Genomic DNA, 22,401 nt, shown 5'->3' with positions numbered 1-22,401 from the left:
TCGTGCGGCGGCCTGGCCGCCAACGTCATCGAGTGCTGACGGCGGCGTCCCGGCCGGCCAGCAGCCGCAGGCTCTCCGCGGCGGCGGAGCCGGGCGGGGCGTGGTAGACGGTCAGGGACTGCTCGGGGTCGCCGGGCAGCCAGAGTGACTCGAAGCCGAGCGTGAGCTCGCCCACCAGCGGGTGGCGCAGGCGCCGGGTGCCGTGGGCGCTCTCCTTCACGTCGTGCCCGGCCCACAGCCGGCGGAACGTCCCGCTCTTCACCGACAGCTCGCCCACGAGCGTCAGCAGCCGCGGATCGTCGGGATAGCAGCCGGCGTACAGGCGCAGCGCGCCGACCACGTCGGCGGCCTTCGCCTCCCAGTCCGCGAACAGCCGCCGATGGCCCGGGTCCAGGAACACCAGCCGGGCCCAGTTGCGCTCGTCGGGCGGCAGCCGGTCCCAGTCCCCGAACAGGGCCGCCGCCGCCGGGTTCCAGCCCAGGATGTCCGAGCGCGGCCCGGTCACGTAGGCCGGGACCCCCTCCAGGGAGGCCAGCATCTGCCCGAGCGCGGTGCGCACCTGCTGCAGGCGCGGCGGCGGCCCGTACTTCCTGCGGTCGCGGCACTTGACCAGCCGCGTGAGGTGCTCGTGCTCGGTGTCGCTCAGCCGCAGCGCGCGCGTGATCGCCCCGATCACCTCGGCCGAGACGTTGTTGCCCTTGCCCTGCTCCAGCCGCGTGAGGTAGGCGACGGACACGCCGGCGAGCTGGGCCAGCTCCTCGCGGCGCAGCCCCGGCACGCGCCGGTGCCGGTTGAAGACCGGCAGCCCGACGTCCTCCGGCCGCAGCCGCGCCCGGCGGCTGCGCAGGAACTCGCCGATTTCGCTCATAACCCTCGATAGTACGCACACGATAACGAACAAGGCTGACCCTGCCAGTAGCAGGACCAGCAGGGTTCTGGGCGATCCGGCCGGGCTGCGGCAGGCTCGATCCCCCTGATAACCATCTAAAGGGGGATATTTCTATGTTTGCCGCTCAACGCAACGGCCATCCCGCGACCGCCGAGGAGCTGGCGCCGCTCGCCTTCGCGGGCTACGCCCATTTCACCGCCATGCAGGTGCGCGCAGGCCGGGTCCGCGGCCTCGACCTCCATCTGGAACGGCTGCGGCACGCCTCGATGGAGTTGTTCGGGCAGGCGGTGCCCGACGATCGGGTGCGCTCCTACCTGCGGGCGGCGCTGCGGGCCGGGCCGGCCGACGTCTCGCTGACGGCCACGGTGCATTCACCGGCGGGCGAGTTCACCGTGACCGGCGGGGAGCCCGAGGTGCTGGTCCGTACGGGGCCGGCCGCCTCCGGTCCGGCGGGCCCGCTGACGCTGGCGGCGGTCGAGCACGAACGCTTCCTGCCCGCCGTCAAGCACGTCGGCGAGGTGGCCAAGACGTACGTCCTGCGCCAGGCCGCCGGCCAGGGCTTCGACGACGCCGCCTTCGTCGACCGCCGCGGCCGGCTCAGCGAGGGCACGATCTGGAACCTGGCCTTCTGGGACGGCACCGCCGTGGTGTGGCCGGTGGCCGAAATGCTGACCGGGACCACCATGGCCGTCGTCCGCCGGCAACTCGACCGCCTCGGCGTCCCCCAGCGCGCCCAGGAGATCACCCTCGACGACCTGCCCGCCCTGGCCGGGGCCGTGGTCATGAACTCGTGGACGCCGGGCGTGCCCGTCCACCGGATCGGCTCCGTCCCCCTGCCGCAGGCAGAGCCCTTCGTACGGCTGCTGCACCGCGCCTACGAGGCCGAATCGCCGACCGCCCCCTGATTCCGGCGGATGTCCAGGACATCGAGGAACGCGGCGGCGGCCGGTGACGGGCGCAGGCGGCTCCAGATCAGGTGCTCCACCCGGGTAGGCGGGTCGCGGAGCTCGACGACGCGCACGCCGGGGAGTTCGGGCGCGAAGGCGGCGGGCATCAGGGCGATGCCCAGGCCCAGCCGGACCAGCCGCGCCATGAGGTCGGCGTTCGTGATCTCGAAGGCGACCTCACGGGTGACGCCGGCGGCGGCGAACGCCTCGTCCGACTGGGCGCGCGCGGCCGTGCCGGCGGGAAAGTCGACGAACACCTCGTCCGACAGCCGACGCAGGTCCACGCCGCCGGCGTCGGCCGTCGGGTCCGCCTGAGCGTCGACAGGCGGGCCGACCAGCGGGTCACCGGGCGTGTCGGCCAGCGGGTCACCGGGCGGGCCGGCCAGCGGGTCACCGGGCGGGCCGGCCAGGGGGTGGCCGGGTGCCACCACCGCGACCAGCTCGCCCCGCGCCAGGGCGAGCCCCCGTACGCCCTTCGGCCGCACGCTCGGCGGCAGCCCGAGGAAGGCGATGTCGAGGGCGCCCTGCCGGACCTGCTCGGCCAGCTCGTCGCTCGCCCCCACCCGCAGCGTGATCCGCACCTGCGGATGGCGCACGTGAAAGGTCTTCAGCGCGCTCGGCAGGTCGACCGCGGTGACGGTGGGGATGGCGCCGATGGCGAGCCGGCCGCGAAGCTCCCCGGAGGCCGCCGCCACCTCGGCGCGAGCCCGCTCGGCGGCGTCGAGAGCCTGCCGGGCGGCGGGCAGGAACGCCTCGCCCGCGGGGGTCAGCGTGACCCGGCGGCTGGTGCGGTCGAAGAGCCGGGCGCCCAGCTCCCGTTCGAGCCGGGCGATCTGGTGGCTCAGCGCGGACTGGACGACCCGGCAGCGCTCGGCGGCACGGGTGAAGTTCGCCGTCTCCGCCACCGCGACCACATAGCGCATCTGTTGCAGCTCCACGGATCAATCGTGGATCACGATCGCGCGGCGTGGCAAATATGCGCCGGACTCATTGATCCTCCCGGTCCGAGGGCGCACGGGCCGGCCCGGCGGGTCAGTAGGTGGCGCGGCCGCCGCTGATGTCGTAGACGGCGCCGGTGGAGAAGCTGACCTTGTCGGAGGCCAGCCAGGCGATCAGCTCGGCGACCTCCTCGGGCCGGCCGATGCGGCCCATCGGGATGAGGCTGGTGATGTGGGCCAGGGCCTCGGGGCCGGTGGTGGCGTTCATCGGGGTGGCGATGACGGCCGGCGCGATGACGTTGGCCAGCACGCCGCTGGTGGCCAGCTCCTTGCCGAGGGACTTGGTCAGCGCGATGACGGCGGCCTTGGAGGCCGAGTACGGGGCCATGTTCGGGTTGCCGTCCTTGCCGGACATGCTGGCGATGTTGATGACGCGTCCCCAGCCGCGCTCGCGCATGCCCGGGACGAAGGCGCGGCAGGTGTGGAAGGTGCCGTACGCGTTCACCTCGAAGGTGCGCCGCCAGCCGTCCAGCGGGATCTCCCACAGGGGCGCGTTGGGGCCGACGATCCCGGCGGAGTTGACCAGGATGTCGACCGGCCCCACCTCGTCGGCGGCGGCCTGCACGGCGGCGGCGTCGGTGACGTCGAGGACGAGGTCGGCGCCGTCGGCGATGTCGGCGGTGATGACCCTGACGCCTTCCTTCTCCAGACGGAGGGCGGCGGCCTTGCCCAGGCCGCTGACGCCTCCGGTGATGAGGGCGGTGCGGGAGGAGGTCATGAGATCCCTTCATTCCAATAATTGGAACGATGATTTATTTTATGGAAGTTGTTGCGAGATTAGCCGATATTCACTTCCCGGAGGAAGCTCTCATTGAGCAGAACTTCCACTTTCCGGAACAGTGATCTAGCCTTCGGAACATGTCTGACGTGGTAGCTGCGCCCCGTACCGGGAAATCCGTTCGTTGGTTCGCGGGGGCCCGGTAGTGCGCGCGCTGGTCCTGACCGGCCCGGGCAAGGCCGAGGTCCAGGAGGTCGAGCCGCCGGTCGCCGCGCCCGGGCAGGTGGTCGTGGACGTCGAGCGGGCCGGGGTGTGCGGCACCGACCTGGAGCTGTTCACCGGCGAGATGAGCTACCTGCACACCGGGCGGTCGTGGTATCCGCTGCGCCCCGGCCACGAGTGGTGCGGTCGCGTGAGCGGCGTGGGCGAGGGCGTGGACCCCAGCTGGCTGGGCCGCCGCGTCACCGGTGACACCATGCTGGGCTGCGGGCGCTGCGAGCGCTGCCGCACCGGCCGCCACCACGTCTGCGCCGAGCTGTCGGAGATCGGCATCAGCCTCGGCCGCGCCGGAGCGCTGGCCGAGCGGCTCGCCGTGCCGGTGACGGCGCTGCACGCGCTGCCAGACGGCATGGACCTCACGCTGGGCGCGCTGGTCGAGCCCGGCGGCAACGCGCTGCGCGCCGTCCACGGCGCGGGCCTGCGGCCCGGCGAGCGGCTGCTGGTCCTGGGCACGGGGACGATCGGCCTGCTGGCAGCGCTGTTCGCCCGCTCCCAGGGGGTCGAGGTCCACCTGCTGGGCCGCGACCTCGACGGGTTGCGCCTGGCCCGGTCCCTGGGCTTCACGGGCACGTGGACCCGGCCGTCGCTGCCGGAGCTGCGCTGGGACGCCGTCATCGACGCCTCCAACGCGCCCGAGCTGCCCGCGCTCGCGCTCGACCTCGTCGAACCGGCCGGGCGCGTGGTCTACATCGGCCTGGCCGGCACGCCGAGCACCCTCGACACCCGCGCGCTGCTCCTCAAGGACGTCACCGCCGTCGGCATCCTCGGGGGCTCGGCCGGCCTCGCGGGGACCATCGCCGCCTACGCCGACGGCTCGGTGGACGCCCGCCCGCTCGTGGCCGCCACGATCGGCCTGGCCGAGACCGCCGACGTCCTGGCCGGCCACCGCCCGGCCGGCGCCGGACCGGGCCCGAAGATCCACATCGATCCGCGCCGATGAAGGCGGCGATGCCGCACCTATCGGTCGCTGATATCAGGACAGCCCGGCAGTTCCACGATCTCTACGCCGATGGGCGCCACGGTGCCCGCCTTCACGTCAGACGAGTAGCCACCAGGCGTGAAGGCGGATGAAGCCGGGTCAGGCAGGGCAAGTGCCACTTCCTCTTCCTGCAACTCCTCCTCGAACCACTCCGGCAACACGAGGTCGCCGGCAACAGCGAGCGGCCGCACCGGGCAGTCCAACGGGGTGGCGGTGCCGAGCGTCGGCACCGCCGCCAAGGCCAGGGCCAGCAGGCAGGCCGCACTCCGCCGCCTCAGCAACGTTTCCGCAGTCATTTGACGGGACAGGCTAGCAGCCGCTGATCGGATCCGGCGGCATTGTCTTCGGTAAAGCGACGCTATTTCCATTGTTTGACAGGTTCCGGCCCGCACTCTACTCTCCTCCGGGACTGGAGGCGCAAATAAGGGGGCTGCATGCGCGTATTCCTGGGTGTCGCCGCGAAACGCCCGAGGGCGGATCTCGGCCGATATCTCGCCGCCGCTCGTTCGCTTATCCGTGACGTATTTCCGGTGCCGCCGGAAACCATCGACACCGACGAATGGGCCGGCGCCGGCGCCGCGCTGCTCGCCTGGTCCAATGAGGAAGGGGCCGATGGGCGCCCGCCGCTCATCGTGCGGGACGGCCGTGGCGGCCTCGTCGTGAGCGGCACGCTCGCCGCGCAGCGGGACGCGCGACGTCTCGCACAAGCTCCCGGGCTGACCGAGGTGATGGCGGATCTCTCCGGTTGTTTCTCCGCGATCCGGGTGGCGGATGAGGAAATTCAGGCCGCCACCGCGAGCACCCGGGCCCATTCCGTTTTCCACGCCGAGAACGACGACGTGCACGTGGTGGGAAACCGTGCCCTGCACGTTCACCTCGTGGCGAACGGGGGAAATGTCGCCTGGCACGAGCTCGCCCTGCAGACCATGGTCCGCCAGGGATACTTCTTGTCCGACGAGACTCCTTACCGGGGGGTGACGGCGCTCGGGCCGTCCGCCGTCATCACGGTCAAGGACGGCCGCAGGAGCGTCGCCACGCGTCCGCTGCCGCAGGCGCGGCCGGTGCCGGACTCGGCGAGGGCCAGGCGCAGGGCGATCACGCGGCTGAGTGACGCCCTCGTCGCCGCCGTCGAGCCGCTGCGGGCCGTCTCCGAGCCGGTGAACCTGGCGCTGACGGGCGGGCGCGACAGCCGCCTGATGGCCGCGCTGCTGCACGCGGGCCGCGTCCCTTTCCGGGCGACGACCAACGGGCTCGACACGCACCCGGACGTGATCATCGCGGGCGCGATCGCCGCCCGGCTGGGCATTCAGCACACGGTCATCCCGCCCGTACAGACCGAGGCGAAGGACGCCGTCCTCGTGCCGCACCCGAGCGCGCGCACGTATGAGGTCGTCCGCGCCTGCGAAGGCATGACCTCCGCGTACGAGAGCATCGTGGACTACCGTCCCTACTCCACGATGCCGACGATGTCCGGGCAGAGCGGCGAGATCCTCAGGGGCGGTTTCCTCTACAGCCAGGGGCAGACCACCGACAAGGCGATGCGCCGCAGGGTCAGCGACTTCTTCCTCAAGAACGAGCCGATGTTCACCGACGAGGCGAACGAGCACGCCCGCGAGCTGGCGCAGCCGTGGCTGCGCCGGGTCGGCGAGAATCCGTGGGAGGTGCTCGACCACCTGTATGTCACCTACCGGGTGGGGCGCTGGCACGCCGCGGCGCGGGTCGGGTCGCTGCGGCGTGGGGATCCGGTGCAGCCGTTCCTCGACAACCGCGTGGTGGTCGAGGCGCTGTCGCTCGATCAGCGATGGCGCCACTCGGAGGAGGTCGTCTACGAGCTGATCAGCCGGCTGGCTCCCGGGCTGCAGAAGATCGAGCTGGAGGGCAAGCCCTGGCGGTTCCGGGCCGGGGAGGCGGACAAGCCGCGCCGGTGGTGGCAGCGGAAGCCGCCCGCGGCGACCCCGGCCTCGCCCGCCCCGCAGCGCGGGAACAACTGGAACTGGCGCACCAGCCCGGGGCCCCGGCTTTCCGCGCTGCTCGCGGAGTTCGTGCTCGAACGCGCCGACGCCCTGGCTCCCCTCGTACGCGGTGACGAGCTGAAGGCCTTCTTCTCCGAGCCCGTGGTGAAGCAGCCCGCGCTGGCCTGGAACCTCTACACGGTCGCCGCCCTGCTCACCGGGGTCTTCCCAGGAGAGCCCCCGGCGGACACGGATCCGGTGCGCATCGAGATCCCGCAGATGTAGGGCGCGGCGACGAAGACGCTGCCGTGCCTCGCGGCCACCGCACGGGGCGGTGGCCGGGGATCCGGTTCAGGCGACCTTGGAGGAGCTCGCCGTCCAGGTGTTACAGGCGCCCGGCTTGCCGGACTTGTAGCCCTTCTCGAGCCAGTAGAGCCGGTTGGCGGTCTTGCCCTGGTACCTGTTCTTCCAGAACTCCGGAACCTTGGCGACGGGCTTCCAGTCCTTGACCTGCCGGCCCAGCGCCTTCGCCGACACGCCCCCGAAACAGTCGATCTGCAGGTAGTAGCGGCGGTTCTGCTCGTTCATGATGGCCGCGTCCGCATCGTTCTCGAGCCCCCACCAGGCCTTGCCGATGCCGGTCTGCCCGGTCACGACCCCGCCCCACGTCCTGACGATGGAGGTGAACACCGTGAGGTCGTTCTTGGCCTTGATCCAGTCGTCGGCCAGCCGGACGCTGATGGCCGTGGCGCAGATCTCGGAGAACGAGCCGGAGACGTCCATGCCGGTGGAGCAGGACTCCTTCTCGTCCGCGCCCTTGAACTCCACCTTCACCGGGGTGAAGTCCTTGATGGCCGGCTTCCACGCGGTGTTCAGGCAGGCGACGAGCTTGGTGACGTACTTCCTGGTGGACGCGGCGCTCGTGCCCTTGTCCAGCTTGCAGGCGGTCCTGGGCAGCGCGGCCGCCTTGTAGAGGTCGTTGCCGGTGAGCTCGGGGGCGCCCTTGACCGGCGTGGCGAGAGCCGTACCGGACAGGAGCGCCAGGCCCGCAGCCGTTCCAGCTAATAGACGAATGATCATAAAGGTGGATATTAGGGGTTGAGATCATCAAAGGTCACGCGCCTGGTGGCGGGGCGGTGCTGCCGCGGACGACGAGCTCCGGCGTCGGGGCCTGGACCGCGCGGGGCTCCGGGCGCTCGGCCATCGTGTGGAGCAGCTCGGTCGCCGTCAGCGTGCCCAGCGCGTACGTGTCGCGGGTCAGGGCGGTGATCGGCGGATGCGGCAGATGGGTGAGGATCGAGTCGTCGAACGACACGATGGACACCTCGCCGGGCACCGGCACGCCCATCTCGGTGGCCACGCCGAGCCCCGCGCCGGCCATGACGTCGCTGTCGTAGATGATCGCCGTGCACCGGGGGCTCGCCTCCAGGAGGCGGCGGGTGGCCGAGGCGCCCTGGGTGTCGGAGTAGTCGGTGGCCACGCTGGCGATGTCGATGCCGAGGCTCTCGCGGGCGTCGCCGATGGCCCGCAGGCGGCGGCGCGTGTGCTGGTAGGACGGTATGCCGCTGACGTGACCGATGAACCGGTGGCCGAGCCCGGCGAGATATTCCAGGATGCGGGTCATCGCCGCGTGGTCGTCGACCCAGACGCTGGTCAGCGGCAACGGGGCCCCGTGGCCGCCCAGGATGACGGCGGGGACGCGCAGGTCGGCGAGGAGCCGGGGCCGGACGTCGTCGACCGTGAGGTCCAGCAGCACGAGCCCGTCGACCCGGTTCTCGGCGGCCCAGCGGCGGTAGACCGCCACCTCCGCCTCGGTGTCCTCGACGATGAGGAGCTGGGTGGCGATCCCCTCGTTGGACAGGCGCGACTGCAGGCCGGACAGGAAGTGGGCGAAGAACGGCTCGACGCCGAGCGTGCGGGCCGGACGGGCGATGACGATGCCGGCCACGTCGTTGTTGGCCCCCTTGAGGGCGCGGGCGGCGCGGTGCGGGCGCCAGTTGAGCTCCTCGGCGACCTGGAGGATGCGCTTGCGCGTGGCGTCGCTGATGCCGGGGCGGGCGTTGAACGCCAGCGACACCGCCGACACCGAGACCCCCGCCAGCCGCGCGATGTCGGTGCTCCTCAGCCGGGCCGGCGCCGCGCCCCCCGCCGCGCCCCCCAGAGGCTCGGGAGGCTCAGGCGGACCGTCTGAGTCCTGAGGCGGAACCTGGTCGTTCGGCGGCATCGATCCTCCATGGCGGACAACCGTCGTTATGCAAACTTGATGATCCCCCCGGGTGACCGCAGGACCTAAAACGTATTAGTCTGCGGTCGTTTGCTGATCATAACCTACTAAAACGTATTAGGCCCATTGTGATACCTCCGCCACGGAGAGGTACGAGATGCACAACCACCTCAGCCGCACGCTAGAGAGGCTGGCCCGCGTACGGCGAGAACGGATCATGCCCCGCCTCCACACCCGGCTGGGCGGTGTCGAGGTCGAGGCCTGGACGGTCCCGGACGACGGCGAGCCGGTGCGCGCCCGCCACGCCCTCGGGCTCGAACCCGAACCCGGCCGGGCCGCCCCCGGCTACCGCCCCTTCCCCCTTGGCGCGGCCTGGGGCGAGGCCTGGTCCACGACCTGGTTCCGGATCCGGGGCACGGTCGAGCCGGGCCACGCCGGGCCGATCGACCTGGTGCTGGACCTGGGCTGGTTCGACCACTCCGTGGGCGGTCACTGCGAGGGCCTGGTCTTCACCCCGGACGGGACGATCGTCAAGGGCCTGCACCCCCGCCAGTCCGACATCCGGTTACGGGGCCACGGGGCCGATCTGGTCGAAGCCGACGGCTCGTTCGTGCTGTACGTCGAGGCGGCGGCCAACCCCCTGCTGCTCGGCCTGCCGCCCTTCGTCGTCACCGAGCACGGCGAGAAGGGCGCGCAGGAGCCGTTCGAGCAGTTCAGGCTGCGCCGCGCGGAGATCGCCGCGTTCTCGCCCGAGATCCACGCGCTGTGCTGCGACCTCGACGTGGCCGGCGGCCTGGCCGCCGAGCTGAGCGCGGACGAGCCGCGCCACTGGCGGCTGCTGCGCGCGATCGAGGAGGCCCTGGACGTCTACGACGAGGCGGACGCCGAGGCGAGCGCCGGGCGGGCGCGCGCGATCCTCGCTCCCGTCCTGGCCACGCCGGCGCACGCCAGCGCCCACCGGATCACCGCCGTCGGGCACGCGCACATGGACACGGCGTGGCTGTGGCCGCTGCGCGAGACGGTCCGCAAGCTCGCCCGTACGGTCTCCAACGCGCTCGCCCTCCTCGACGCCGACCCCGGCCTAGTGTACACGATGTCGGCGGCCCAGCACTTCAGCTGGCTCGAAGAGCACTATCCGGAGCTGTTCGCCCGGGTGCGGCGCTATGTCGAGCAGGGCCGGTTCGTGCCCGTCGGCGGCATGTGGGTGGAGGCCGACGGCGTCATCCCCACCGGCGAGTCGATGGTGCGCCAGCTGACCTACGGCAAGCGCTACTTCCTGAGCCGCTTCGGCCGCGAGCCCCGTGAGATGTGGCTGCCCGACTCCTTCGGCTACTCGGGCGCCCTGCCGCAGATGGCCCGCCGGGCCGGGTCCCGCTGGTTCCTGACGCAGAAGATCTCCTGGAACGACACCACGGTCTTCCCGCACCACTCCTTCTGGTGGGAGGGCATCGACGGCACCCGCGTCTTCACCCACTTCCCGCCCGCGGAGACCTACGCCGCCGAGGTGACCGCCCGCGAGCTCCATCACGCGGTCGCGACGTTCAAGGACAAGGCGATCGCCTCCCATTCGCTGCTCCCGTACGGCTACGGCGACGGGGGCGGCGGCCCCACCCGGGAGATGGCCGAGCGGCTGCGCCGCTTCGCCGACCTGGAGGGGGCGCCACGCGTGATCTCCAGGACCCCGGCGGAGTTCTTCGAGGAGGCCGAGTCCGAGCTGCGCGAGGCCGGGGCGCTGGAGCCGGTCTACCGGGGCGAGCTCTACCTGGAGCTGCATCGCGGCACGCTGACCTCGCAGGCGGCCATGAAGCGGCACAACCGGCGCTGCGAGTCGCTGCTGCGGGCGGCCGAATACCTCAGCGCGGCGGCGAGCGCGCTGCGCGGGGCGCCGTACCCGCGCGAGGACCTCGACGAGATCTGGCGCACCGTGCTGCTGCACCAGTTCCACGACATCCTCCCGGGTACGTCGATCAGCTGGGTGCACCGCGAGGCCCGCGACACCTATCAGGCGGTCGAGGAGCGCCTGCACGATCTGATCAAGCGGGCCGGCGCGGCGCTCGGCGACGAGCAGGCCGGGGGCGGGCTGCCCCCGTTCACCACGCCGGCGCGGCCCGGTGCGGCCCCAGCCGTGGTCGAGGTCGCCGACGGCGAGGACGGCGCCACCGTGCTGGACGACGGCCTGCTGCGGGTCGTGGTGGACGGCGGCGGCCACGTCGTCTCCCTCCTCGACCTGCGCGGCGGCCGGGAGGTCGTCCCGCCCGGCCGGCGCCTCAACGAGCTGCAGCTCTTCCGCGACGAGCCGGTGCGCTGGGACGCCTGGGACGTGGACCGCCACGTGCTGCGCCACCCCCGGGCGCTCGACGACGTCACCAGCCGCAGGGTGGTCCGCAGCGGGCCCGACGCCGGTGTGGAGGTGGTCCGCCGGACCGGCGCGTCCACGATCACGCTGACCATGTGGCTGCGGGCCGGCACCGGGCGGTTCGAGACCGAGTGCGCCGTGGACTGGCAGGAGCGCGAACGCCTGCTGAAGGTCGCCGTCCCGGTGCGGGTCCTGGCGCGGACCGCGCGCTTCGAGACCCAGTACGGCTACGTCGAACGCCCGCTGGTGACCAACACCGCGACCGAGGAGGCGATGTTCGAGGCCGCGATGCACCGCTACGTGCACGTGGACGACGGCGACTTCGGCCTCGCGATCGTCAACGACACGATGTACGGGGCCGACGCCCGCGCCGACGGCGACTCCACCGTCGTCCGGCTCTCCCTGCTGCGGGGCGCGCGCTTCCCCGACCCCCGCGCCGACCTCGGCACGCACACCTTCCGCTGGGCGGTGCTGCCCGGCGCGGACGTGCCGGCCGCGGTCGAGGCCGCGTACGCGTTCAACGCGCCCGACCTGGCCGGGCTGCCCGCGCCGCTGGTCCGGCTGGAGCTCCTCACGGGTCACGCCCTCGTCGACTGGGTGAAGCAGGCCGACGACGGCTCCGGCGACCTGGTCGTACGCGTGTACGAGACGCGGGGCGGACGGGCGAGCGCCCGGCTGCGCTGCCACGAGGAGCTGGGCGCGCGGGCCGTCGTGTGGGAGACCGACCTGCTCGAACGGGAGCTCGGCGCGGACGAGGACCTGCCCGTGGCCCTGGGCCCGGCGGGCGAGCGCCGTCCCGTGGGCGAGGCGCGGCTGGACCTCGGCCCCTTCCAGGTGGCGACCCTGCGGATCGCCACTCATGCATCACTCAAGGAGGACGTCCAATGAGAACACGGACCTGCGTCGCGGCGCTGGCCCTGGGATCGCTGCTGCTGTCCGGGTGCGGTGACGGCGGGGCGACGCCGCAGGCCGCGGGCGGCGCGCCGACCGGATCGATCAAGTTCCAGACGTGGAACCTGAAGAACGAGAAGTTCACCCCGTACTTCACCGAGCTGATCGCGGCCTTCGAGAAGGAGCACCCGGGCACGAAGATCGCCTGGGTGGACCAGCCCGCCGAGGGCTACCAGGACAAGCTGTCGGCCGACGCCGCGGCGGGGGCGCTGCCCGACGTCGTGGACATGGGCCCGGAGGCCGCGTACACGCTGGCCCAGGCCGGGGTCCTGCTCGACCTCAACAAGGCCGACCCCCAGGCCAAGGGCCAGTACCTGGACAAGGCGTGGCAGGCGATGACGTTCAGCGGGCTCGGCGGCGGGACCTACGGCTACCCGTGGTACCTCAACACCGGGCCGGCGTTCTTCAACACCGCGCTGTTCAAGAAGTGCGGTCTCGACCCGGCCAAGCTGCCCGCCACCTACGACGAGCTGTTCGACCAGGCCGAGGCCATGGCCAAGAACTGCTCCGACGTGTCGATGATCGCCCGGATGCCCGCCATCGAGATGTTCGGCGAGTACGGCGTGCCGCTCATGGACACCACGGGCAAGAAGTTCACCTACAACGACGCCAAGGGCGCGGAGTTCGTCGAGCGCTTCCGCAAGCTGTTCGCCAGCAAGGGCCTGACCCAGGAGGCGCTGAACAACCTGCAGACGAAGGAGGTCGAGGAGTTCAAGGCCGGGCGGCTGGCGTACCTGTCGGGCAGCTCCTACACCCTCAACGACCTCAAGGACACCGCGCCCGAGATCTACAAGACGCTCGGGATCGGGCCGCGGATCAGCAACGCCGCCCCCAACATGTACATCGAGTCGCTCGTCGTGAACGCCGCCGGCAAGAACCAGCCGCTGGCCACGGCCTTCGCCAAGTACGTCACCAACGCCGCCAACCAGCTCGCCTTCGCCAAGAAGGCCTCGGTGTTCCCCTCGTCGGCCGGGTCGATGGACGACGAGTACTTCACCAAGGACGACGGCGACCCCGCCACGAAGGTGCGCCTGGAGAGCGCCGCCCAGGTCAAGAAGGCGGTCGTGTGGTGGCCTCCGGCGTTCTCCGGCTCGGCCGACGCCGACACGCTGCGCGAGCAGATCGCCCAGGCGCTGCTCGGCAAGAAGACGGTGCAGCAGGCGCTGGACGAGTCGGTCAAGTACTCCAACGACCGGCTGGCCGCGCACGGATGACCGGCTCCGCCACGCACGACGAGGCCGGCGCGCCGGCGACCCATCGCTGGCGCCTGACCCCGTGGCTGTTCCTGCTGCCGGCGCTGGCCGTCATCGTGGTCCTGGTCCTCGTGCCGTTCCTGAACACGCTGCGCCTGGCCTTCACGGACTCCACCCTGCTCAGGACCGGGGAGTTCACCGGATGGGACAACTTCCGGCGGATGTTCGCCGATGAGCGCTTCGGCACCGCGCTGCTGAACTCCACGCTCTACACGGTGTGCGTGGTGCCGCTCATGGTGGCGCTGCCGCTCGTGCTCGCCGCGCTCCTGAGCGGCGCCGGCCGGCTGATGGGCTTCTTCCGCACCACGATGTACCTGCCGGTGATCATGTCGCCGGTCATCGTCGGGCTGATCTGGACGAACATGCTCGACAAGCGCGGCCTGGTGAACGAGCTGCTCGGCACGCTCCAGGCGGTCGCCGCGCCGGTCCCCTTCCTGACCGACCGGTGGCTGCTGCTGTTCAGCGCGATGTTCGTCACCGTGTGGATGGGCCTGGGCTACTACATGGTCATCTACCTGGCCGCGCTGGCGAACATCGATCCGAGCCTGTACGACGCGGCGGCGATGGACGGCGCGGGCCCGGTGCGCACCTTCCTCAGCGTCACCGTCCCGGGCGTGCGCTCCACGATGGGGCTCATCGGCGTGCTGTCCTCGGTGGCGGCTTTCCGGGTCTTCGGCGAGATCTACGTGCTCACCGACGGCACCGGCGGGGTCGGCGGCGGCGATCTCACGATGACCATGCTCATCCAGCGCGAGGGCACCGGCCTGCAGGCGCGCACCGGATACGCGGGCGCGATCAGCCTGGTCATGTTCGTCATCCTCGGCGGGCTGCTGGTCGCGCAGCTCGTCCTGCAACGCAAGCAGAGGTCCTCCTGATGTCCGGTCCGTCCGCGCGACGCCGCATCCCGGCGGGTACGGTCGTGCGCTACCTGATCCTCCTGCTGATGGCCGTGCTGCTGGCGGGGCCGCTGCTGTGGCAGGTCTCGCTGTCGCTCAAGGGCGCCGGCGACGCGCTCTACACGCGCCCGCCCGAGCTGCTGCCCGGCCATCCCACGCTGGGCAACTTCGCGACGGTGCTCGACCGCGTCCCGGTGCCGCACTACCTGCTCAACTCCCTGGTGGTGGCCGCCATGGCCGTCACCGGCAACGTGGTGGGCGCCACCTGCGCCGGGTACGCGCTGGGCAAGCTGCGCTTCCGCGGCCGCGGGGTGGCGGCCGGCATCTGCGTCGCGGCCCTGCTCGTCCCGGCCGAGACCGTGCTGATCTCCCAGTTCCTGTTCGTCAGGGCGGGCGGGCTGGCCAACACCCTGCTGGGGGTCGTCCTGCCGACGATCGTGGCCGCCCTGAACGTGCTGCTCATGCGCAACGCGTTCCGCAACCTGCCGGCCGAGTTCGAGGAGGCGGCCATCGTCGACGGCGCCAATGCCTGGCAGCGGTTCATCCGCGTCTCCGTCCCCCAGGTCAAGGGCGTCATCACGGTCGTGGCGATCTTCGCTTTCGTCGGCTCGTGGAACGACTTCCTGTGGCCGCTCATCGTGCTGTCCGACGAGGACAACTACACCCTCACCGTCGGGCTGAACCGCCTGCGCGGCACCTTCTACGACGATCCGCGCCTCATCGCGGCCGGCACGATCATCGCCCTGGTTCCCATCGTCACGTTCTTCGCCATCTTGCAGCGCTACTTCTTCCGCGGGCTCGAAGCGGGAGGCTTGAAAGGTTGAAATGCTGAGATTCGGGGTCAACTACACGCCTTCCCAGGACTGGTTCTACTCCTGGCTGGATCCGGACTGGGCGGCCACCCGGCGGGACATGGAGGCCCTGGCCGGGCTGGGCCTGGACCACGTACGCGTGATGCCGCTCTGGCCCGTCCTGCAGCCGAACCGGACGCTGATCCGCCGCCGCGCCCTCGACGACGTCCGCCGCGTCGTGGAGATCGCCGGCGAAGCCGGCCTCGACGCCAGCGTGGATGTGCTGCAGGGGCACCTGTCCGGCTTCGACTTCGTGCCGAGCTGGCTGACGGACTGGCACCGGCGCAGCATGTTCACCGACCCCGACGCGATCGCGGCGCAGGCCGCGCTGGTGGAGGCGCTCGACGGGCACCTGTACGACCTGCCCAACTTCCTCGGCCTGACCCTGGGCAACGAGGTCAACCAGTTCACCTCCGCGCTGCACCCGAGCCGGATGCCGGCCACCCCGCAGCAGGTGACGGCCTGGCTGCGGGCGCTGCACGGCGAGGGGCCGCGCGAGCGCCGACACTTCCGGCTCAACGCCGAGTACGACGCCGTCTGGTACGCCGACGGCCACCCCTTCACCCCGGCGCACTCCACCCGGCACGGCCAGATGAGCGTGATCCACTCGTGGATCTTCAACGGCACCGCCCAGGGTTACGGGGCGATGTCCCACGAAAGCCTCACCCACGCCGCGTACCTCATCGAGCTGTCGCGCGCCTTCGCCCTGGACCCGGCGCGCCCGGTGTGGCTGCAGGAGGTCGGCGCGCCGCTCAACCACCTCACCGAGGACCAGGCGCCGGGCTTCTGCGAGGGGACCGTGCGGGCGGCGGCCGACAGCGACGCCCTGTGGGGCGTCACGTGGTGGTGCTCGCACGACGTGGAGCGCCGGCTGGCCGACTTCCCCGACCTGGAGCACAGCCTCGGCCTGATCGGGGCGGACGGCGCGGTCAAGCCGATCGGCCGGCGCTTCGCCGAACTGGCCGCCGAGCTGCGGCACCGGCCGCGCCCCTCTCCTCGGACCGAGGCCGTCGTGGTCCCCGTCGGCGCCGACGACGTCCCCGTGTCCCGGGCGGAGCTCTCCCCCGGCGGCGGCGTCTTCGAGATCTGGATGGACCGCGCCCGCGCCGGGGCCCGCCCCGCCCTGGTGACCTCCGCGACCGCGGGCGACCCGGCCGCGCTGCGCGCCCGCGGCGTCGAACGGCTCGTCCACGCCGAGCCGACGGGCCGCACCTTCTACAGCTCGGTCGCCGACGACGAGGTCCTCGACCGGATGGCCGCCCATGCCGACCGCTGAGCCGGTCGAGCGGCTGCTCGCCGAGCTGTCACCGCGCGAGAAGGTCGGCCAGCTCAACCAGCGGCTCTACGGCTGGCAGGCCGTCGAACGGGCTCCTCGGGGCGGATTCCGGCTCACCGATCTCGCCCGCGCCGAGCTCGGCCGGTGGGGCGGGCTCGGCGCGCTGTACGGGGTCTTCCGCGCCGATGCCTGGTCGGGCCGCACCTGGGCCGACGGGATCCGGCCGGAGGAACGCGCCGAGGTCGCCGCCCTCGTCCAGGACGAGGTGGCGCGGGCCGGTGGCCACCGGATCGGGGTGCTGCTGTCGGAGGAGGCCCCGCACGGTCACCAGGCGCTCGGCGGGACGCTGCTGCCCACCAACCTCGCGGTGGCCGCCGGATGGGATCCGGACCTGCTGGCCGAGGCCGCGGCCGCCGTCGCCGCCGAACTCGCCGCGAGCGGCGTGCACCTGGCCCTGGTGTCCGCGCTCGACCTGCTGCGGGACCCGCGCTGGGGGCGGGCGGAAGAGTGCTTCGGGGAGGATCCGCTGCTGGCCGCCGAGCTCACCCGGGCGCTGGTGATCGGCATGCAGGGCGCCGATCGCGGCGCGGTGGGCCGGGGCGGGGTGGCGATCGTGCTCAAGCACCTGGCCGCCCAGGGCGAGGCGGTCGGCGGGCGCAACGGCCAGTCCGCCGTCATCGGCCCCCGCGACCTGCGCGAGCTGCACCTCCCGGCGGCCCGGGCGGCGGTGGAGGCCGGGGCGCTGGGGTTCATGGCGGCCTACAACGACATCGACGGGGTGCCGTGCTGCGCCAACCGCGACCTGCTGACCGGCTTCCTGCGGGACGAATGCGGATTCGACGGGATCGTCATGGCCGACGGGCTGGCCGTGGACCGGCTGACCTCGATGACGGGCGACCCGGCGGGGGCCGCCGTGGCGGCGCTGGAGGCGGGGGTGGACCTGTCGCTCTGGGACGAGTCCTTCGCCCTGCTGGAGGAGGCGGCGCTGGCGGATCCGCGGGTGGCCGAGCTGGTCGACGCCGCCTGCCGCCGGGTCCTCACCCTCAAACACCGCGCCGGCCTGCTCGGGGACACCGCGGATGAGACCGCCCCAGAACCCCAGCGTGAGGCGCTCACCCTGACCGACCGTGAGGCGCCCACCCTGGCCGGGCAGCGTGAGGCGCTCGCCCTGGCCGGGCAGCGTGAGGCGCTCGCCCTGGCCGGGCAGCGTGAGGCGCTCGCCCTGGCCGGGCAGCGTGAGGCGCTCGCCCTGGCCGGGCGGGCCGCTGACGGTCTGTCCCGCCGTCTGGCCCGGCAGGCCCTGGTCCTGCTGCACAACGCCGGCGGCCTCCTGCCCCTCGAACCGCGTTCCCTGGCCAAGGTCGTCCTCGCCGGCCCCAACGCCCGCGAGGTCACCGCCCTGCTGGGCGACTACGTGCCGCCCCTGCCGCCGGGGTCGGCCGCCGGCCTGGACCTGGCCCTGCGGCGGGCCCTGCCGGACGCCGAGGTGGTGTGCCCGCCGGGCGTGCCCACGGAGACCGACCTGAGCGGCGCCGACCTGGTCATCCTGACGCTCGGCGGCACAAGCCACCGCACGTACGCCGAGGAGTTCGCCGCCAACGGGGCGATCGCCGGCCAGGCGACCATGGCGACCGCCGGGGAAGGCGTCGACCTGGCCGATCTCGCCCTGCCCGGCGACCAGGACGACCTGGTCGCCGACGTCCGCGCGCGGGCCGGCTGCCCCGTGGTGGCCGTCGTCGTCGCCGGCCGGCCGCACGTGCTCACCGGCGTCCTGGCGCACACCGACGCGCTGCTGTGGGCCGGCTACCCCGGGCCGCACGGAGGCCACGCGATCGCCGACGCGCTGTTCGGCGGCTACGAGCCGGTCGGCCGCCTGCCGTTCACGGCGCCCGCCCATCCGGGCGCCGTGCCGGTCCGCCACAACGACCGGCACCCCGCCGCCGACGTCTACCGGGACGCGCCCGACCCGGTGCTCTTCCCCTTCGGCCACGGCCTGCGCTACCGGCCCGTGCTCTTCGACCGCCTCACCGCCGAGCCCGGCGCGGACACGGTCCGGGTGAGCGTCGAGGTCGCCAACCCGGGCGGCAAGGCGGCCGAGGTCGTGGTGCCGCTGTTCGGGCGCCGTACCGGAGGCCGGGTGCTGCCGCGCCTGCGCGAGCTGCTCGCCTTCCGCCGGGTCACCGTCCCGGCGGGCGCCCGTACCGCCGTCGTCTGGGACCTGCCCGCCGCGCGCTGCTTCGCCGAGGGCGCGGCGGGCCGGGCCCGTACCGATCTGTACGTCGCGGACCTGCACGCAACCATCCGCCCGGCCGTCCACTCCCCCGGACCGGCCGACCCCCTTCCCCACAGTGAGGAGTCGTGATGGCCCGATCACATCGCACCCGCAGACGGGCGATGACGCGCGCCGGCACCGCCGTCCTGGCCGCGATGCTCGCCGTCGCGCTGACCGCCACCGGCACCGCGGCCAGCGACACGCTGCCCTGGACCGGCGAGAGCGCGGTCGGCGCCCACCAGCCCTACCAGCACGGCTACTCCGTCACCGACCTGCTGCGCTGGAACCCCGCCGACGACGCCGGCGCCGAACTGCTGCGCGCCAAGGTGCCGCTCCAGCAGCGCAACGCCGCCAACGCCGCCACGCAGCGCAACCCGGCGCTGCCCGCCGGCACCCAGCTGCTGACCCTGGCCGGCGACTACGGCAACGCCTTCTTCGAGAGCCACCCCTACACCAACGAGTTCAGCCAGTACCTGTTCAACTACTGGCAGTACGCCGACTTCTACGGCTCCTGGCACGGCATGCCCACCCAGGGAGTTCCGGTGAACTACTACGACCCGACCGCCGACTGGCGGGAGAAGTGGTTCGAGTTCGGGATGCTCAACCTGCCCAACCCCGGCTACACCAACGCCGCCCACGCCAACGGGGTGCGCTCGCTGGGCTGCATCTTCTTCTCCGACAACGACCGCGGCGACCAGACCTACTCCGAGCTGCTGGTCCGCGACGCCGCCGGGAGCTTCCCCGTCGCCGCCAAGCTCGTCCAGGTCGCCAAGTTCTACGGCTTCGACGGCTACTTCGTCAACCAGGAGTCGCGGGTCGCCCCGGCCGACATCCCGGCGTACAAGCAGTTCCTGAAGCAGCTGCGCGACGGCGGCCTCTACGTGCAGTGGTACGACTCCATCGACAACTCCACGGGCGCCATCTCGTACCAGAACGAGTTCAACGCGGTCAACGGCCCGTTCGTGCGCGACGCGCGGCTCGGCGACGTGTCCGACTCCATCTTCCTCAACTACTGGTGGAACCGGACCAAGCTCGCCAACTCCAAGACCTATGCCGCCGGTCTCGGGCTGGACTCCCGCAAGAGCGTCTTCGCCGGGGTCGAGGCCGGGCAGTACCAGTTCAACCAGCCGTACAACCTCGATGACAACCTCGACACCGGCGGCGCGCCGATGAACGCCATCGCCACGCTCGGCGCCGACTTCGTCTCCTCCGACTACGCGAACAAGACCGACGACGCCGCGCAGCGGGACGTCTTCGACCGGGAGCGCCGCTGGTGGACCGGCTCCTCGGCCGGCGCCACCACCCCCGAGGGCACCTGGAAGGGCATCTCCAAGTACGTCGCCGAGCGCTCCGTCATCGGCGGCACCACGTTCGCGACCTCCTTCAACACCGGCCACGGCCTGTCCACCTGGACCAAGGGCCGGCTGTCCAGCCCGAAGGAGTGGGGCAACATCAACCTCCAGGACATCCCGGTGACCTGGCAGTGGTGGATCGACGCGGCCGGGACGCCGCTCGGCGCCGACTTCGACTACGGCCCCGCGTACACGCCGGCGAGCCGGTTCTCGTACCAGAAGATCGGCGGCTACAACGGCGGCAGCTCGCTCGTGCTCAGCGGCACGCTCGACGGCGACAACACCGTACGGCTCTACAAGACGGACCTGCAGGTCGCCAAGGGCTCGACGCTCGACCTGACCTACACCAAGCCCTCGGCCAGTGACGACTCCGAGCTGCGGCTCGGCCTCGTGCTCGCCTCCGACCCCGGCAAGGTGGTCCAGCTGCCGCTGGCCGGCTCGGGTCAGCGCACCACGGGCTGGACCACGCGGTCGGCGGACCTGTCGGCGTACGCCGGTCAGCGCGTCGCCGCGCTCGGCCTGGTCGTCGCCGCCGGCGCCCGCCCGATCCAGGGCTACCAGGTCAACCTCGGCGCGCTGGCCCTGCGCGACGGCAAGGACCGCACCCCCGCGACGCCGCAGGACCTGCGCATCACCCAGCTGCTGCCCGAGACCGGCGAGCTGTTCCTGTCCTGGAAGCGCGCCGGGTACGACAAGGTGCGCCGCTACGACGTCTACCTCGACGACACCTACCTCGGCGGGATCTACGACGACGTCTACTACGTCAAGCGCTTCACGGCCACGTCGGGGACGATCAGGCTGGTGGCGGTCGGCCCGGACGGGTCCGAGAGCCCGGCCGCGACCACCTCGTTCGACCTGGCCACGGCGCCGGCCAAGGTCAAGGCGTCGGCCAAGCCGGACGGCACGCTGACCGCCTCCTGGACTCCCCCGGCGAACGGCCGGCCCGTCACGCTGAAGGTCCAGAGCCTCGACACCTCCCGCCCGTACGGCAAGGAGGTCGAGCTGCCCGGGAGCGGCACGGGCACGACGCTGACCGGGGTGCCCGTCAACGGCGACGGCTACCTGCTCACCCTGCGGGCGGGGCCGGGCACGGCCACCGCCGTGCGCGGCAGGTTCGCCGACACCGAGATCGCGCCCTACCCGGCGTCGGCGGTGAAGATCAGCGGGAACACGTTCACCTTCTCCCGGCCGGCCCTCGCTGACTGGCACACCCTGACCGTCCTCGAGGACGGCCAGGCGAAGTCGTTCGCGACGACGTACGGGTCGGGCGCCAAGCCGTACATCATCCGCGGCCGCACCACCCGGGCCGCCGAGACGGTGACCATGTCGAGTGCGGGCAGCAAGGTGGTCGCGGTGCTGGAGGACTACGCCGGCAACAAGGCCACGACGGTGCTGCGCGGCAACTGACCACCAGGGGCGCCGCGAAGGTCGCGGCGCCCCTCACCGCAGCGCGGACAGCAGCAGCGCCCGGTGCCGCCGGACGAAGGCGCGGTCGGCCGTGGCCCAGGCGACGGCCGCTTCCGCGTGGCGGCGGCGCGCGGGAGCGAGGGTGGGGTCATCGACGTTGGCCGTCTCGGCGTCGACGATGCGCGACTGCGCGCACTCCATCGCGTCCAGGAGCCGCTCCGCTTCGACGGCGCCGTACCCGTCGCGCAGCTCGCGCAGATGCCGGGCCTGCTCGACCGGCGGTACCCGGCTCTGCGACAGAATGCACCAGGTCCACGCCATGTACCCCAGGTCCTCGAGCCGGTCGCCGGGACGGCAGGAGGACCAGTCGATGAACGCCACCGGCAGGCCCTGCCGGAAGATGGTGTTGAACGGGCCGGGGTCGCCGTGGATCACGCACTCCCGCCCGGTGGCCAGGGCGTGCCCGGCGGTCGCCTCGTGCAGCTCGCGCAGCATCCGCCCGCCGGCCGCGTACGCGCCGGGCGCCCGCTGCGCGGGATGGTCGGTGGTGGTGCCGGGGACGAAGCTCAGGATGTCCCGGCCCTGCTCGTCGATGCCGAGGTGGCGTGGCGCGTGGGGGTAGCCGGCGGACTCCAGCTGGGCCAGTACCCGCGCGGCGAACGCGGCCCCGGCGTCCCGGGCGCGCCGGACCGTGTCGCCGACCCGTACGACTTCCGTGGCGTTGTTCCCACCGGTGAGCGGTTCCTCGGTCATGACGCCCATGGTGCCTCCTGCCGGAAATCGGGGTGCTGGGCGGCCCGG

Annotated in this window: 17 protein-coding genes; 10 read left to right on the top strand and 7 right to left on the bottom strand. The window is 72.2% G+C overall.

Annotated features, from left to right (window positions below; translation table 11 throughout):
* Positions 1-25 precede the first annotated feature (25 nt).
* Positions 26-868, bottom strand: coding sequence for a helix-turn-helix transcriptional regulator (locus H4W80_RS01695; protein WP_192783429.1), 843 nt, complete (start codon positions 866-868; stop codon positions 26-28).
* Between the two features lie 134 nt (positions 869-1,002).
* Here H4W80_RS01695 and H4W80_RS01690 point away from each other — a divergent pair, with 134 nt between their 5' ends.
* Positions 1,003-1,794: an aminotransferase class IV family protein gene (locus H4W80_RS01690; RefSeq protein WP_192783428.1), complete on the top strand. Its 792-nt coding sequence runs from the start codon at positions 1,003-1,005 to the stop codon at positions 1,792-1,794.
* Here the strand turns inward: H4W80_RS01690 and H4W80_RS01685 are convergent.
* On the bottom strand, positions 1,764-2,774 hold the full coding sequence (locus H4W80_RS01685; protein WP_318786660.1) for a LysR family transcriptional regulator: 1,011 nt from the start codon (positions 2,772-2,774) through the stop codon (positions 1,764-1,766). The genes H4W80_RS01690 and H4W80_RS01685 overlap by 31 nt on opposite strands.
* Before the next feature lie 94 nt (positions 2,775-2,868).
* Positions 2,869-3,552 (bottom strand): SDR family NAD(P)-dependent oxidoreductase, encoded by a 684-nt coding sequence (locus H4W80_RS01680; protein ID WP_192783427.1) that lies wholly within the window; start codon positions 3,550-3,552, stop codon positions 2,869-2,871.
* A 205-nt stretch (positions 3,553-3,757) separates the two neighbouring features.
* On the opposite strand from H4W80_RS01680, the gene H4W80_RS01675 reads away from it, so the two are divergent.
* Entirely contained in the window at positions 3,758-4,771 is a 1,014-nt protein-coding gene (locus tag H4W80_RS01675) for a zinc-dependent alcohol dehydrogenase (protein WP_192783426.1), read from the top strand.
* A gap of 17 nt (positions 4,772-4,788) precedes the next feature.
* On the opposite strand, the gene H4W80_RS01670 is transcribed toward H4W80_RS01675, so the two are convergent.
* Positions 4,789-5,106, bottom strand: coding sequence for a hypothetical protein (locus tag H4W80_RS01670; protein WP_192783425.1), 318 nt, complete (start codon positions 5,104-5,106; stop codon positions 4,789-4,791).
* A 234-nt stretch (positions 5,107-5,340) separates the two neighbouring features.
* On the opposite strand from H4W80_RS01670, the gene H4W80_RS01665 reads away from it, so the two are divergent.
* A complete protein-coding gene (locus H4W80_RS01665) occupies positions 5,341-7,047 on the top strand; it encodes an asparagine synthase-related protein (protein WP_318786659.1) in 1,707 nt (568 codons plus the stop codon).
* A gap of 66 nt (positions 7,048-7,113) precedes the next feature.
* On the opposite strand, the gene H4W80_RS01660 is transcribed toward H4W80_RS01665, so the two are convergent.
* Positions 7,114-7,842, bottom strand: a complete 729-nt coding sequence (locus tag H4W80_RS01660; protein WP_192783423.1) for a hypothetical protein — start codon at positions 7,840-7,842, stop codon at positions 7,114-7,116.
* 34 nt (positions 7,843-7,876) lie between these two features.
* Entirely contained in the window at positions 7,877-8,986 is a 1,110-nt protein-coding gene (locus tag H4W80_RS01655) for a LacI family DNA-binding transcriptional regulator (RefSeq protein ID WP_192783422.1), read from the bottom strand.
* A 217-nt stretch (positions 8,987-9,203) separates the two neighbouring features.
* Here H4W80_RS01655 and H4W80_RS01650 point away from each other — a divergent pair, with 217 nt between their 5' ends.
* Genes H4W80_RS01650 through H4W80_RS01620 form a run of 7 tightly spaced genes read left to right on the top strand, consistent with a single transcriptional unit; the run spans position 9,204 to position 21,600 of the window.
* Complete coding sequence (locus H4W80_RS01650) at positions 9,204-12,230, top strand: alpha-mannosidase (RefSeq protein WP_225963182.1); 3,027 nt, start codon at positions 9,204-9,206, stop codon at positions 12,228-12,230.
* Positions 12,227-13,507 carry an extracellular solute-binding protein gene (locus H4W80_RS01645; protein ID WP_192783420.1) on the top strand — a complete coding sequence of 427 codons (1,281 nt, stop codon included), beginning with the start codon at positions 12,227-12,229 and terminating at the stop codon, positions 13,505-13,507. The genes H4W80_RS01650 and H4W80_RS01645 overlap by 4 nt, the downstream gene beginning before the upstream one ends.
* Positions 13,504-14,421 (top strand): carbohydrate ABC transporter permease, encoded by a 918-nt coding sequence (locus tag H4W80_RS01640; protein WP_192783419.1) that lies wholly within the window; start codon positions 13,504-13,506, stop codon positions 14,419-14,421. The genes H4W80_RS01645 and H4W80_RS01640 overlap by 4 nt, the downstream gene beginning before the upstream one ends.
* A complete protein-coding gene (locus H4W80_RS01635) occupies positions 14,421-15,266 on the top strand; it encodes a carbohydrate ABC transporter permease (protein WP_192783418.1) in 846 nt (281 codons plus the stop codon). Before H4W80_RS01640 ends, H4W80_RS01635 begins: the two co-directional genes overlap by 1 nt.
* Before the next feature lies 1 nt (position 15,267).
* Complete coding sequence (locus H4W80_RS01630) at positions 15,268-16,569, top strand: glycoside hydrolase 5 family protein (RefSeq protein ID WP_225963181.1); 1,302 nt, start codon at positions 15,268-15,270, stop codon at positions 16,567-16,569.
* Positions 16,556-18,931, top strand: a complete 2,376-nt coding sequence (locus tag H4W80_RS01625) for a glycoside hydrolase family 3 N-terminal domain-containing protein (RefSeq protein WP_192783417.1) — start codon at positions 16,556-16,558, stop codon at positions 18,929-18,931. Before H4W80_RS01630 ends, H4W80_RS01625 begins: the two co-directional genes overlap by 14 nt.
* Entirely contained in the window at positions 18,931-21,600 is a 2,670-nt protein-coding gene (locus H4W80_RS01620) for an endo-beta-N-acetylglucosaminidase (protein WP_192783416.1), read from the top strand. The genes H4W80_RS01625 and H4W80_RS01620 overlap by 1 nt, the downstream gene beginning before the upstream one ends.
* A gap of 33 nt (positions 21,601-21,633) precedes the next feature.
* Here the strand turns inward: H4W80_RS01620 and H4W80_RS01615 are convergent, their stop codons facing one another.
* Positions 21,634-22,353: an aminoglycoside phosphotransferase family protein gene (locus H4W80_RS01615; RefSeq protein WP_192783415.1), complete on the bottom strand. Its 720-nt coding sequence runs from the start codon at positions 22,351-22,353 to the stop codon at positions 21,634-21,636.
* Between the last annotated feature and the right edge of the window lie 48 nt (positions 22,354-22,401).

The organism is Nonomuraea angiospora (genome assembly GCF_014873145.1).
Taxonomy (GTDB): Bacteria; Actinomycetota; Actinomycetes; order Streptosporangiales; family Streptosporangiaceae; genus Nonomuraea; species Nonomuraea angiospora.
The sequence above is the reverse complement of the archived record's forward strand: the minus strand, read 5'-3'. Positions and strand labels throughout refer to the sequence as shown.